Origin of the sequence: Salmonella sp. SAL00672 (assembly GCF_046552175.1) — a bacterium.
GTDB lineage: Bacteria > Pseudomonadota > Gammaproteobacteria > Enterobacterales > Enterobacteriaceae > Salmonella > Salmonella enterica.
The window spans coordinates 14473-28044 of sequence record NZ_JBGDUQ010000013.1; the positions used below are offsets into that span (position 1 = coordinate 14473).

Below are 13572 nucleotides of genomic sequence, written 5' to 3' on the forward strand. Positions count from 1 at the left end.
TTTACGGTTTATCACTCGACGAGGGGGAAGATTCGACAACAGGCGCAGCGGATTTCTTCTCGGCGTCTATCGTGGCTACGGAAGCGGTTTCCGTCGACTCAGGCACGTTAGCTTTAACGGGCTCCGGCTTTTGTTCCGGCGCGCTCGCCTGTGTTTCAGCGGCGGCAGGGGTGACGCCCTCATGCTGCGTTTCGTTCCCTTTTACCACCGGATTATGGATGGTATGCGCTTCATCGCTCGCTTGTTCGGGATCGTTAGCGCTGTAGGTGCGTTTCATCGACTCCGCCGCCTGACGCAGTTCATCCATAGATGCTTTCAGTTCGGGAGTCAGATTTTCCAGGCTCGCCTTTTCGACTTTTTTCAGACTGTCCTGGAACTCCTGAAGTTTCAGTTCCTGAGTCAGTTCATTCTGAACCGTTGTCGCAAGGGATCGCAACGCGCGAATCCAGCCCGCTACCGTTTTTACCGCTACTGGCAATCGTTGCGGCCCCAACACAATGAGGCCGATAACGAACACTAACAGCAGTTCGCTAAAACCGATATCAAACACGGATTATACCTGCTCTTTATCTTGGCTTTTAGCGTCTTCCTTTTTCGCTTCGCCTTGCTTATCCGCGATAGATTTAGCGGTAAAATCAGCGTCCTGACTGGTTTTATCCTGTTTGGCATCATCATCGCTCATGGCCTTTTTAAAGCCTTTGATAGACGCGCCAAGATCGGAACCGATGGAACCGAGTTTTTTGGTGCCGAACAGCAGTACGACGATAACGGCAACAATCAACAACTGCCAAATACTGATACCACCCATACATGTTCCTCTGTGATAGATGATGAATTAATAGGGCCGCATTATACACATTATCCTTCGCGCTGCCTCTTTGTTAGCCGCTTTCGCCCGCCCTATTCACATACTTTTACATACGACCGGGACGACATTGACTTGCGGCCTGAGTACTGCCTCGAGTGATAATATGTACCTGCGTGACACAACCGGCGTTGAGCGATAAAAAATCTCAACGAGTTTTACGCCAGCCAACCAGCCAGACAACTACGCCGCCGACCATGAGCCAGCCAGGCATCAATCCCCATTCAGGGCGGTTGACGAGTAAGAATGACCCGCTCAGTAACAGCGTTGCGCCAATTCCCAATAAATAACGAGACTGACTTTGGCGCACATGGTTTACCTGTAACTCGCGCGCAATCTTATCAACACTGTGCTGTAAATATTTGCCCTGGCGCAAACTGTCGTACACCAGTTCAGGTATTTCTGGCATTTTTTCGACCCAGAACGGCGCTTTTTCTTTAAGAGCCCGCGTGAGAGCCGGAATACCCACCTGATCTTTGATCCAGGACTCAAGAAACGGCTTCGCCGTTTTCCACAAATCAAGCTGAGGATAAAGTTGCCGCCCAACCCCTTCAACATACAATAATGTTTTCTGCAACAACACCAGTTGCGGCTGGACTTCCATGTTAAATCGACGCGCTGTATTGAAAAGGTTTAACAACACATGACCAAACGAGATTTCCGCGAGCGGCTTTTCAAAGATAGGTTCACAGACGGTGCGGATGGCAAACTCAAAATCTTCAACGTTGGTATCTGGCGGAACCCAGCCTGAATCGACATGCAGCTCCGCCACCTTTCGGTAATCGCGATTAAAGAACGCGATAAAGTTTTCAGCCAGATAGCGCTTATCTTCTTTGTTTAGCGACCCGACGATACCGCAGTCAATGCCGATATATTGCGGGTTTTCAGGGTGTTCATGGCTGACAAAAATATTTCCCGGATGCATGTCCGCATGGAAAAAGCTGTCGCGGAAAACCTGGGTGAAGAAAACTTTAACCCCGCGTTCCGCCAGCAGTTTCATGTTGGTGCCGTTCTTTTCCAGCGCCGCCACATCCGAAACCGGAATGCCGTATATCCGCTCCATCACCATCATGTTCTGGCTACAGTAATCGGAGTACACCTCCGGGATATACAGCATGGGACTATTTTCAAAATTGCGGCGTAACTGAATCGCGTTGGCCGATTCCCGCAGCAGATTCAGCTCATCGATCAGCGTTTTCTCATACTCACGCACCACTTCCGTCGGGCGCAGACGACGCCCATCCGGCAACAGGCGTGGTACCCAGCGAGCAAGGCGATAAATCAGTTTCAGGTCTGCCTGAATTACCGGCAAAATATCCGGGCGAATGACCTTAATAACCACTTCTTTACCGTTTGATTTCAATCGCGCGGTATGTACCTGGGCGATTGACGCCGACGCTAAAGGCTGGATATCAAAGTCGTCAAACCAGGCTTCGACAGGTAGCCCCCCCATCGCCTCTTCAATCTGGGCTTTCGCCAGCCGACCATCGAATGGCGCGACTTTATCCTGGAGCAAAGCGAGCTGATCGGCGATTTGCGGCGGGAACAGGTCACGGCGCGTGGAGAGCATCTGACCAAATTTGATCCAGACCGGTCCCAGCTCTTGCAACGCCAGTCTTAATCGTTCACCCAGCAATTTATCTTTATGCCGGTTTGGCATCCAGAACAGCGAATAGCGCCATAATCGGAGTGGCAGTGTAAGACGCATTCGGGGGATGAGTTCATCAAGGCCGTAGCTTAAAAACGTGCGGATGATGAAATATAGGCGCCGTACTTCACCTGGCGTCATTTGGCCTCCAGTTTTTCCAGCCGTGTGGTCAGAGAATCTACGGCGCGCTCAACAGCCGCGGTTTCTTCGGCAAACCATGCGACTTCCAGCGGGCCAGGCGCCATACGCCACTCTTCAGTGATCGCTTCAGCGGCATAACGCTGCTGGCGTTGAAACCCGTGGCGCAGGAATTTAGCCCCGCCACGCACGGCCTTACCGATACTTTCCGCCGCAATATCACCCGTGTATGGCGCCAACAGCTCCGCAGGATCGAATTCGGCGAGATCGGCGAGCGCCACAAAATTTTGCACGACCTGAATATCGCCCTGCACTTCCAGTTCGCCGCTGCGAATAAGCGCGGCCAACTGCTGACGATCGCGTAGTTTTGGCAAAACGCTAGCTTGAGTGATTACCGTACAGTCCGCTTCGCCTTCCCATGCCCCCAGCACATCAACCTGGCGTTCGCTGAATACCAGGACTAATGGCGTCGAAAATCCCTTTAGTTTCACACACAGTACTTTTCCCTGTAAGCGCGTTCTGGCTGATTTCAGCGCTGGCGAACGATACAGAAACGTATTGAGGAGACCTTCAATTCCTGCGGTCACTAAGGGTTTAAAAGGCATTCCACCCTCCTAGAATTTATAACCACGGTGCAATGCCACAACACCCGCCGTCAGATTGTAATAATCCACGCTCTCAAATCCGGCGTCCTGCATCATGGCTTTTAAGGTATCCTGATCGGGATGCATACGGATGGATTCCGCGAGATACCGATAGCTATCCGCATCGTTCGCGACCATCGAGCCAATACGCGGTAAAATATGGAAAGAATAGGCGTCATACGCTTTACTCAGCGGCTCAATGATAGGCTTGGAAAATTCAAGCACCAGTAAACGTCCGCCGGGTTTCAACACACGGAACATTGACCGCAGCGCTTTTTCTTTTTCCGTTACATTGCGCAAACCAAACGAAATGGTAATGCAATCAAACGTATTATCAGGGAAAGGCAGAGCTTCGGCATTCGCCTGCACATACTCTACGTTGCCGATCACGCCGATATTGCGCAGCTTCTCACGCCCCATTTTGAGCATGGAATCATTAATATCCGCCAGGATAACTTTGCCAGTTTCCCCGACCATACGTGAAAATTTCGCGGTAAGATCGCCCGTCCCGCCCGCTAAATCGAGAACGGTTTGTCCACGACGCACGCCACTGCAATCAATGGTGAAGCGCTTCCACAAACGATGAATGCCAAATGACATTAAGTCATTCATCACATCGTACTTTGACGCCACAGAATGAAAAACGTGGGCCACCATGTCAGCTTTCTGCTCTTTAGCGACGGTCTGAAAGCCAAAGTGCGTCGTTTCTTGTGAATCTTCCACCATCTCAGTGCCTGCTTATCGATAAAAATGTTCAAGAAGTGTAACAGATTGGGCCAATTTGCCCTACTCTGCGCCAGGACTAAACTACTCCGTATGGGTTAACTTAACTGCTGCTTCACCCGTTCATCATTGGGATAATGTTCATCCTGCCGCCCTTCAGGGATCGATCGTAAACGATATTCTTCATCTTGCGTAACGGCCTGTTCCGCTAAATCCGGATTAATCTCGCGTTTGATTTCCACGCCTAGCCCCCGGAAGGCCTCCGCCTGCGCCAAAACGTTGCCACGCCCCGACGCAAGTTTTTTCATCGCCTGGCGGTAGTTATCCTGCGCTTTATCCAGACTCTGACCGATCGCTGACATATCATCAACGAACAACCGCATTTTATCGTAGAGCTTACTGGCTCTGTCTGCGATGTGCTGCGCATTGCGGCTCTGGTGTTCATAGCGCCACAGGTTGGCGATTGTCCGTAACGCCACCAGCAGCGTCGTGGGGCTTACCAGCATAATGTTATTTTTCAGCGCCTCGGTTATCAGTTCGGGCTGTTTATCTAACGCCAGCAGGAAAGCGGGTTCTACGGGGATAAACATCAGAACATAGTCCAGCGAGCGGAGGCCGGGAAGCTGCTGGTAGTCTTTACGCCCCAGTAAGCGAATATGATTGCGCACCGAGGCGATGTGCTCTTGTAAAGCGGCCTCGCGCGTGTAGTCATCTTCAGCGTTAAAGTAACGCTCGTAGGCGACCAACGTCATTTTAGCGTCGATGACCACATCTTTGCCCTGCGGCAAGCGGACGATGACATCCGGCTGCATCCGCGAGCGCGCATCGTTCTCAATACTGACCTGGGTTTCGTATTCGTAGCCTTCACGCAGTCCGGATGCCTCCAGCACCCGCGCCAGCACAACTTCGCCCCAGTTTCCTTGCGCCTTATTGTCCCCTTTCAGGGCGCGCGTCAGGTTGATCGCTTCCTGCGCCATTTGCGCGTTAAGCTGCTGCAAATTACGAATTTCGTGCGCCAGCGTATGCCGCTCCTGCGCTTCTTTGCCAAAACTCTCCTGAACCTGGCGGCGAAAACCGTCCAGTTGCTCACGCAGCGGCGTCAGCAGGCTATTCAGGCTTTGTCGGTTTTGTTCGTCTACGCGACGATTACTGTGTTCAAAGATACGATTCGCCAGATTTTCAAACTGCTCGCTTAAACGCTGTTCGCTGTTGATCATCTGACGGATTTTGTCTTCCGCGTGTTGCTGAGTCGCTTCCAGACGGGTCGTGACTTCACGCAGATCGGCTTCCAGAGAGGTATTAATACTGTGCAGGCTGCGCAGTTCGTTATTAAGTAACTCGCATTCACTGCGCCAGTGCGCTTCTTGCGCTAATTGCTGCCGGGCCGCGCTAAGTTCGATATCCAGCTCACGCCGTTCTTCGATAAGATCGGCGCGGATTTGATCGGCGTGCGCTTTCGTCGCCAGCCAGCCAATCACCGCCCCAGCCGCCAGCGCCACGACGGCGCTTATCATAAGAGTAATATCCACAACACCTCTCCTGGAACCACACTGTCCTGCACAAAATAGAATTGTGCTGTATAAACGTCCAGTTTAAAAGGGATTTCCTGCGAGGCGCCACGCAAAAAGAAAAGGCCGAACGCGTCGGCCTTTGCAAAAGAGAGGAGAATTACAGCAGACGACGGGCCGCTTCCACGACGATTTTCACCGCGTGGCTTTCAGTTTGTTTCATCGTTTCCGCATTCGGAATCTCTTGTTGGGTACGGTTGACGATAACGCCCGCCACCATACCTGCGCGTAACCCCTGGCTTGCGCACATGGTTAACAGCGTAGCGGATTCCATTTCGTAGTTCATCACGCCCATCGCCTGCCACTCTTCCATAGAACCTTTGAAGCGACGCACAACGCGGCCAGAATAGGTGTCGTAACGTTCCTGACCCGGATAGAAAGTGTCGGAAGAGGCGGTTACGCCAACGTGAGTCGTGGCGCCAATCGATTTCGCGGCTTCAACCAGCGCAGTGGTGCAGGCAAAGTCGGCAACCGCCGGGAATTCCATCGGCGCAAAATGCAGGCTCGCCCCATCCAGACGAACGGATGCGGTCGTTACCAGAACGTCGCCGACGTTAATGTGCGGCTGAATAGCCCCCGTGGTGCCGATACGCAAGAAGGTACGAATACCCAGTTGCGCCAGTTCTTCCACGGCAATAGAGGTAGACGGGCCGCCGATACCGGTAGAGCAAACGATAACTGCTTTGCCATCCAGCTCAGCGCGCCAGGAGGTGAATTCGCGGTGAGATGCCAGCTTAACCGGCTTATCCATCAGCGCGGCGATCTTTTCCACACGCTCAGGATCGCCAGGGACGATGGCGAGCTGGGCCCCTTGTAAATCGTTTTTGGTGAGGCCGAGATGAAAAACATCAGACTTGGACATATAAAACTCCTCTGTGAATCGGGTTTGTCAGAAGAAGCAAAAAGACACTTTACCTAAGGCATAAAGATATTTTCGTGACAGCCATCACTATGGCGTAAAACAATTGCATTCGCTTACCATTAAAAAGTGATGCCTATCACAATAAATAATCAATATCGCCAGGCATTGCACAAAAGATAGCCGCTTTAAGGCAATGTGGTTTGTTACACACTGTCTATAGTTAAGATTGCGCTATTTTTTAAGGGTACGGAGAATACCATGACAACGACACATCCATCCGGCTTTGCACCTGCAGCTTCCCCACTTGCCCCTACGATGATTCATACGCCTGATGGGGCCATTAGCGCGGGGATAACGTCGATTCCCTCTCAGGGCGACGATATGCCAGCCTATTACGCCAGACCAAAAGCGAGCGACGGCGCGCTGCCTGTGGTCATTGTGGTACAGGAAATTTTTGGCGTACATGAACACATTCGCGATATTTGCCGACGACTGGCGCTGGAAGGCTATCTCGCTATCGCGCCGGAGCTCTATTTCCGCGAAGGCGACCCCAATGATTTCGCCGATATACCCACATTATTGAGCGGGCTGGTGGCTAAAGTACCCGATTCGCAAGTCCTTGCCGACCTGGATCACGTCGCCAGTTGGGCTTCGCGCAACGGCGGGGATGCGCATCGGCTGATGATCACCGGTTTTTGTTGGGGAGGCCGGATTACCTGGCTATACGCCGCGCACAACCCACAGTTAAAAGCAGCGGTAGCGTGGTACGGCAAGCTGGTGGGCGACACGTCACTCAATTCGCCGAAGCATCCCGTTGATATCGCCACCGATCTTAACGCGCCGGTACTGGGTTTATACGGCGGACAGGATACCAGTATTCCACAGGAGAGCGTGGAAACCATGCGTCAGGCGCTACGCGCCGCTAATGCGAAGGCGGAAATCGTGGTCTATCCCGATGCAGGGCACGCGTTTAATGCCGATTATCGTCCGGGCTACCACGAAGCCTCGGCGAAAGACGGCTGGCAAAGAATGCTGGAATGGTTCGCGCAGTACGGCGGGAAAAAAGGCTAACCACAGCGCATTACGATGTTTGTTGGGCCTACGAGACCGGAGTCGGTGTAGGCTCAACAAAGCGTCATCGCCACGTTAGCTATGCTTTACCACAGCATTTTTTATATTTTTTGCCGCTGCCGCAGGGACAGAGATGGTTACGACTGACGGCTCCTGTGTCTTTACGCGCGTCCTGCGCCAGCCAGCGCATGATCGATGCCATCGGATAGCCTTGCGCCAGCAGCTCCCGCCAGACATTCATATACGGCGTAACGTGCTGGAAAAAATGCTTATAGCCCGCACACAAGTAATTATGCGCAGGATGACCGGACGGCGAGACGGCAAAGCGATGCTTCGGACAGCCGCCATGACACGCAAAGCGGTAGTCACAGCGACGACAATCGGCGGTCAGGGTCTCCCGCTTGGCCTCACCAAAGGCAATAGCCCGCTCGCTATTATTTAAGGCTTTGATGCTGTGCTGGTGGATATTCCCCAGCAGATGCTCCGGGTAGACAAAGTGGTCGCAGTTGTAGAGATCGCCGTTCGACTCCAACGCGAAGGCATGTCCACAAGTCTCGGAATGTACACACAGTACCGGCTGCTGCGCCGTCCAGGCGGCTAACGCCACGTCAAACATCTGCACATAGACGCGGTCTACGTCGCGACGAACCCAGATATCAAAGATCTGGTTGAGAAATTCGCCATATTGCCACGACGGTACCGTCCATGGCGCCAGCTTTGCCGCGCTTTCGCCGGGCATCACCAGATTAAGTACCGATGAGTTATCGGTGCTCATTCGCTCCACCAGCGGGATAAACTGAATAAAACGCGATCCCGCCGCCAGAAGAAATTCGTAGACGTCTGCTGCATGACCGACGTTATGTTTTCCCACGACGGTTAAGGTATTAAAGTCGACATGGTGCGCTTTAAGCCGCGCCATTGCTGCGACGACCTGTTCATGAGTTCCTTTTCCAGCGCGATTAAGCCGATAGTGGTTGTGTAACGACGCCGGACCGTCGATAGAGAGACCGATGAGAAAATGCTGTTCAGCGAAAAAGCGCGCCCACTCGTCATTCACCAGGATGCCGTTCGTCTGCAACGCATGAGTGATTTTTCGCCCATCGCCGTACTTTTCACATAATGCGACAACCCGACGGAAAAACGGTAGTCCCATCATGGTCGGTTCGCCGCCCTGCCAGGCAAAGTCAATGCGGTCGCCACTCTGCGCGGCAATATGCTGGCGTATAAATTGTTCCAGCGTCTCGTCCGACATCCGCCAGTTTTTATTGCGTTCCGGGTACAGCGCCTCTTTTTCAAGATAGAAGCAATATGTGCAATCAATATTGCAGATCGCGCCGCCGGGTTTGGCCATTACGTGACAACCTGCTACCGCCATGTCAGACATCTCCGTTAAAAAATAAGGTTCACCAGCGCCATGAGACAATGCGACGTTTATCGTCGCCAGGGAACATAACAGAATGGAAAACCTCGTTTTGTGCTATGAGAGCGCTGGGCGATCATGACAGGAAAAACGATCTGCGAGGCAATAAAAGCCGCCGCGCTGCTTCCGGGGACGCTATCCGCCTGGTTGTCATTCATACGGAGAACCTTTTTATTATCAAGATCGCCAAATAGCCAGATCCTGAAAAAGACAGCACGGAAAATAAGAAAAAGGGAAATGAGAAGAAAGAGGCGCTGTTAATCAGGTCAGGCACGGGCGCTACCCGTCAAAGGGTAGCGCCGCATTGCTGCCGGATAAACGCAGCGACCAGGATGGGTTATTTCGCCTGACGCAGATTGTGCGCCGCTTTGACCATGTTCGCTAACGCCGCGCGGGTTTCTGGCCAACCGCGAGTTTTCAGACCGCAGTCCGGATTCACCCACAGGCGTTGTGCCGGAATACGCTGTGCCGCCTTCTTCAGCAGGGCTTCAATCCACTCGACGCTCGGCACGTTCGGCGAGTGAATATCGTACACGCCCGGCCCGATTTCGTTCGGGTAGTCGAACGCTTCGAACGACTCCAGCAACTCCATATCCGAGCGGGAGGTCTCAATGGTGATCACATCCGCGTCCAGCGCGGCGATCGAATCCATAATGTCGTTGAACTCGCAGTAACACATGTGGGTGTGGATCTGGGTTTCATCCTTCGCCACCGCCGCGTTGATGCGGAAGGCTTCCACACCCCATTCCAGATAGGCGTCCCAGTCGCTGCGACGTAGCGGTAGACCTTCGCGCAGCGCCGGTTCGTCGATCTGAATAATCCCGATCCCCGCCGCCTCCAGATCCGCGACTTCATCACGCAGCGCCAGCGCAATCTGTTTCGCAATCGTTTCGCGGGTCACGTCTTCGCGGGGGAATGACCAGCAAAGAATAGTCACCGGGCCGGTCAACATCCCTTTTACCGGCTTGTCGGTCAGCGACTGGGCATATTTCGCCCACTCCACGGTAATCGGTGCCGGACGGCTGATATCGCCAATCACTACCGGCGGTTTCACACAGCGGGAGCCATAGCTTTGCACCCAACCATTCTGGGTAAAGACGAAGCCGTCCAGATGCTCGCCGAAGTATTCCACCATGTCGTTTCGCTCGGCTTCGCCGTGTACCAGCACATCCAGCCCTAAACGCTCCTGCTCAATGATAGCCTGTTTGATATGTTCGGCGATGCCGGTACGGTAGTTATTCGCGTCGAGGTTGCCCTTTTTGAAGTCCAGACGCAGGCCGCGAATTTCCGTGGTTTGCGGAAACGAACCGATAGTCGTCGTCGGCCAGGCGGGAAGTTTAAAGCGGGCGCGTTGCGCTTCAGCGCGCACCTCATACGGATTCTCACGCTGGCTGTCCTGCGCGGTGATCGCCGCCAGGCGTTTTTCTACCGCGGCATTATGTACGCGGCGGGAGTGACGACGAGCCTGAATCGGTGCGCTCCATTCCTCAAGCGCCGCCGTTTCGCCGCTGTTCAGCGCATCGCGCAGCAACGCCAGTTCACCGCATTTTTGCAGCGCAAAGGCAAACCAGCTTTTAACTTCCGTATCCAGACGCGTTTCGACGCTGAGATCGATCGGGCTGTGCAGCAAAGAGCAGGAGGATGCTACCCACAGCGCGCGTTTGCCCACAATGGCGTTAATCTGCGCGTATTTTTCGGTCAAATCGGCGCGCCAGACATTACGCCCGTTAATCAAGCCTGCGGAGAGCAGCCAGTCGACCGGCAGACGTTGATGCAGTTCCGCTACATCATCTTTGCCATGAATGAGGTCAACATGTAACCCCTGTACCGGTAGCGCGATAATAGTGTCCAGGTTTGGCGTCACGCCTTCAAAATAGGTCGTCAGCAACAGCTTCACCTGGCCGGCGAGCGCGTCGTAAGCCGGTTTGAAGGCATCCAGCCACGCCTGCGGCAGTTCCAGCACCAGCGCTGGCTCATCAATTTGGACCCACTCAATACCACGCTTCGCCAGTTCAGCCAGCACGTGCTGATACACCGGCAAAATGTCTTTCAGCAACGTCAGGCGGTCAAACGGTTCGCCTTTCACTTTACCCAGCCACAGATACGTGACAGGCCCCAGCAGTACGGGTTTGATCTTATGCCCCAGCGCCAGCGCTTCGTCCACTTCCTCCAGCAATTGTGTCCAGGTGAGTCTGAACTGCTGGCCTTTGCTGAACTCCGGTACTATGTAGTGATAGTTAGTATTAAACCATTTGGTCATTTCCGCTGCCGCCGCCGGTTCGCCGGTTGGCGCGCGACCGCGGCCAATGCGGAACAGAGTGTCGATGTCCACGGAACCGTCGTTGTTCTGATGACGAGCCGGCACATTGCCTAACAGCAGGCTGGTGGTCAGAACATGGTCGTACCAGGCAAAGTCGCCTACCGGTAACAGGTCAATACCCGCTTGTTTCTGCTGCTCCCAGTGACGCGCGCGCAGTTCGCGGCCCACCGCCAGTAACGCTTCACACGTTGAGTTCCCCGCCCAGTAGCTCTCTTGCGCTTTTTTCAACTCGCGACGCAGGCCAACGCGAGGAAAACCGAGGGTATGAGTCAATATTGTCATTTTACTTCCTCTCTTATTTTATTGAATCTGAAAGTAAAACTCTAAATAGTTCGGCTTGCAGGAAGGCGGCGACACAGCGCATCCCCAGGAGCTTACTGAAGTAAGTGACTGGGGTAAGCAAGGAAGCCAACGCATCTGCAAGTCGAAATATGACGAGTTTTAGACGTCTGGATGTTTACACATCCATAATGTAAAGGTACTGTATATTCCTCAAGCGCAATTTGTTCATGGCGAAGTGAAGGACTTTCATGATCGAAATTAAACATCTGAAAACACTCCAGGCATTGCGGAATAGTGGATCGCTGGCTGCCGCGGCGGCGGTGCTGCACCAGACCCAATCCGCTCTGTCTCATCAGTTCAGCGATCTGGAACAACGCCTTGGCTTCCGCCTGTTCGTGCGTAAAAGCCAGCCGCTGCGCTTTACGCCGCAGGGGGAAGTTCTGCTGCAACTGGCAAACCAGGTGCTGCCGCAAATCAGCCGTGCGCTGCAGGCGTGCAACGAACCGCAGCAAACTCGTCTGCGCATCGCTATTGAATGTCATAGCTGTATTCAGTGGCTGACCCCGGCGCTGGAAAACTTCCGTGCAAGCTGGCCGCAGGTAGAAATGGATTTCACATCCGGCGTCACTTTTGATCCGCAACCGGCCTTGCAACAAGGCGAGCTGGATTTGGTGATGACGTCGGATATTTTGCCGCGCAGCGGGCTGCATTATTCGCCGATGTTTGATTTTGAAGTCCGACTGGTGCTGGCGCCCGACCATCCGCTGGCTAGCAAAACGCAGATTACGCCGGAAGATTTAGCCAGCGAAACGCTGTTGATTTACCCGGTGCAGCGCAGCCGACTGGATGTCTGGCGACATTTCCTGCAACCGGCGGGTATCAGTCCGCTGCTGAAAAGCGTGGATAATACGCTACTGCTGATTCAGATGGTGGCGGCCAGAATGGGCATTGCCGCCCTGCCGCACTGGGTGGTGGAAAGCGTTGAGCGCCAGGGTCTGGTGGTGACCAAAACCCTGGGCGATGGTCTGTGGAGCCGCCTGTATGCCGCCGTGCGCGACGGCGATCAGCGTCAGGCGGTGACCGAGGCGTTTATTCGCTCGACGCGGGATCACGCCTGCGATCATCTGCCGTTTGTGCGGAGCGCGGAGCGACCCATTTTCGATGCACCCACAGCGAAGCCAGGATCACAGCCGCGCCTGTAATAAAGCTTGGCCAGTGGGGCTGCTGATGCCAGATGGCAAGATTAACCAGTAGTCCTGCGGGAACATGCATATTATTCATGATACCCAGCGTCCCGGCATCTACCTGGGTAGCGCCATAGTTCCACATAAAGTAGCCAATGCCGGACGCCACCACGCCGAGAAACACCAGAATGCTCCATTGCAGCGTGGTTTCCGGCAGCTTTTGCGCGTTCCCCAACAGCGACCACGCCACCGCCGCCACCAAAAACGCTCCCAGATAGAACCACGCAAAGGCGTTGTGCTGCGGCATGGGACGGGTCTCCATCAGACGTTTATACCCCACCATTCCGATAGCGAAACTGATATTAGAAAGCTGCACCAGGAGCAAACCGACCCAAAAATGGTCGGTCACGCGATCGTAGCGAATAATCCCGGCGCCAATCACCGCCAGCAACGCGCTAAATGCATAGCCCCAGCGCAAACGACGCTGACTCATCACATCGTAAATCAGCGTGATATAGAGCGGCGTCAGAACGGTAAACAGCAGCAGTTCGGATACGGTCAGATAGAGGTAAGCATGGAAGCTCAACATATACATGATGCCAAGCTGCATCGCCCCCACCAGCATATACAGGCTGATGGTTTTTAGGTTGTGCCCGCGAGTACGCAAAAACGGCAGAAAAACGAGCGCCGCCAGCCCAACGCGTATCAGCACCGCGAAATAGCTATCGACATGCCCGGCAAGATACTCGCCAAATAAACTAAAGGAGAAAGCCCACAGGATAGTGGTAATGATGAGTAGCGCCACAATGGATGTCTCTTAAAACAGGGAACACCCATTGTAGCGGAG

At 53.7% G+C, this 13572-nt stretch carries 12 protein-coding genes; 2 read left to right on the forward strand and 10 right to left on the reverse strand.

Annotated features, from left to right (window positions below):
* Position 1 precedes the first annotated feature (1 nt).
* From tatB to udp, 7 genes are all read right to left on the reverse strand, one after another.
* The gene (gene tatB / locus ACLJTG_RS21435) at positions 2-550 is read right to left on the reverse strand and encodes a Sec-independent protein translocase protein TatB (protein ID WP_000459612.1); all 549 of its coding nucleotides are present in this window, start codon (positions 548-550) and stop codon (positions 2-4) included.
* Positions 551-553: 3 nt separating this feature from the next.
* On the reverse strand, positions 554-808 hold the full coding sequence (gene tatA / locus ACLJTG_RS21440) for a Sec-independent protein translocase subunit TatA (protein ID WP_000508972.1): 255 nt from the start codon (positions 806-808) through the stop codon (positions 554-556).
* Between the two features lie 205 nt (positions 809-1013).
* Positions 1014-2654, reverse strand: a complete 1641-nt coding sequence (gene ubiB, locus ACLJTG_RS21445) for a ubiquinone biosynthesis regulatory protein kinase UbiB (protein WP_000187559.1) — start codon at positions 2652-2654, stop codon at positions 1014-1016.
* Positions 2651-3256: a ubiquinone biosynthesis protein UbiJ gene (ubiJ, locus tag ACLJTG_RS21450; protein WP_001116090.1), complete on the reverse strand. Its 606-nt coding sequence runs from the start codon at positions 3254-3256 to the stop codon at positions 2651-2653. The genes ubiB and ubiJ overlap by 4 nt, the downstream gene beginning before the upstream one ends.
* A gap of 9 nt (positions 3257-3265) precedes the next feature.
* Positions 3266-4021 carry a bifunctional demethylmenaquinone methyltransferase/2-methoxy-6-polyprenyl-1,4-benzoquinol methylase UbiE gene (gene ubiE, locus ACLJTG_RS21455; protein ID WP_000229009.1) on the reverse strand — a complete coding sequence of 252 codons (756 nt, stop codon included), beginning with the start codon at positions 4019-4021 and terminating at the stop codon, positions 3266-3268.
* 95 nt (positions 4022-4116) lie between these two features.
* The gene (gene rmuC / locus ACLJTG_RS21460) at positions 4117-5547 is read right to left on the reverse strand and encodes a DNA recombination protein RmuC (RefSeq protein WP_000355562.1); all 1431 of its coding nucleotides are present in this window, start codon (positions 5545-5547) and stop codon (positions 4117-4119) included.
* A gap of 139 nt (positions 5548-5686) precedes the next feature.
* The gene (gene udp, locus ACLJTG_RS21465; RefSeq protein WP_000045169.1) at positions 5687-6448 is read right to left on the reverse strand and encodes a uridine phosphorylase; all 762 of its coding nucleotides are present in this window, start codon (positions 6446-6448) and stop codon (positions 5687-5689) included.
* A 258-nt stretch (positions 6449-6706) separates the two neighbouring features.
* On the opposite strand from udp, the gene ACLJTG_RS21470 reads away from it, so the two are divergent.
* Positions 6707-7519 carry a dienelactone hydrolase family protein gene (locus ACLJTG_RS21470; protein WP_000213959.1) on the forward strand — a complete coding sequence of 271 codons (813 nt, stop codon included), beginning with the start codon at positions 6707-6709 and terminating at the stop codon, positions 7517-7519.
* Between the two features lie 79 nt (positions 7520-7598).
* On the opposite strand, the gene ACLJTG_RS21475 is transcribed toward ACLJTG_RS21470, so the two are convergent.
* Both ACLJTG_RS21475 and metE read right to left on the reverse strand, forming a co-directional pair.
* Positions 7599-8942, reverse strand: a complete 1344-nt coding sequence (locus ACLJTG_RS21475) for an anaerobic sulfatase maturase (protein WP_073998953.1) — start codon at positions 8940-8942, stop codon at positions 7599-7601.
* Between the two features lie 334 nt (positions 8943-9276).
* Positions 9277-11541 (reverse strand): 5-methyltetrahydropteroyltriglutamate--homocysteine S-methyltransferase, encoded by a 2265-nt coding sequence (gene metE, locus ACLJTG_RS21480; protein WP_079951529.1) that lies wholly within the window; start codon positions 11539-11541, stop codon positions 9277-9279.
* A 248-nt stretch (positions 11542-11789) separates the two neighbouring features.
* Between metE and metR the strand changes: the two genes are divergently transcribed.
* A complete protein-coding gene (gene metR / locus ACLJTG_RS21485) occupies positions 11790-12743 on the forward strand; it encodes an HTH-type transcriptional regulator MetR (RefSeq protein WP_000569786.1) in 954 nt (317 codons plus the stop codon).
* On the opposite strand, the gene ACLJTG_RS21490 is transcribed toward metR, so the two are convergent.
* Entirely contained in the window at positions 12631-13530 is a 900-nt protein-coding gene (locus tag ACLJTG_RS21490) for a carboxylate/amino acid/amine transporter (protein WP_001196257.1), read from the reverse strand. The two genes, metR and ACLJTG_RS21490, sit on opposite strands and share 113 nt — an antisense overlap.
* Between the last annotated feature and the right edge of the window lie 42 nt (positions 13531-13572).

Bases quoted from the DNA above. Each gene is read 5' to 3' on its own strand.
- ubiB (WP_000187559.1), bottom strand. From the start codon at position 2,654: ATGACGCCAGGTGAAGTACGGCGCCTATATTTCATCATCCGCACGTTT.
- metE (WP_079951529.1), bottom strand. From the start codon at position 11,541: ATGACAATATTGACTCATACCCTCGGTTTTCCTCGCGTTGGCCTGCGT.
- metR (WP_000569786.1), top strand. From the start codon at position 11,790: ATGATCGAAATTAAACATCTGAAAACACTCCAGGCATTGCGGAATAGT.
- tatA (WP_000508972.1), bottom strand. From the start codon at position 808: ATGGGTGGTATCAGTATTTGGCAGTTGTTGATTGTTGCCGTTATCGTC.
- ubiJ (WP_001116090.1), bottom strand. From the start codon at position 3,256: ATGCCTTTTAAACCCTTAGTGACCGCAGGAATTGAAGGTCTCCTCAAT.
- ACLJTG_RS21470 (WP_000213959.1), top strand. From the start codon at position 6,707: ATGACAACGACACATCCATCCGGCTTTGCACCTGCAGCTTCCCCACTT.
- udp (WP_000045169.1), bottom strand. From the start codon at position 6,448: ATGTCCAAGTCTGATGTTTTTCATCTCGGCCTCACCAAAAACGATTTA.
- ubiE (WP_000229009.1), bottom strand. From the start codon at position 4,021: ATGGTGGAAGATTCACAAGAAACGACGCACTTTGGCTTTCAGACCGTC.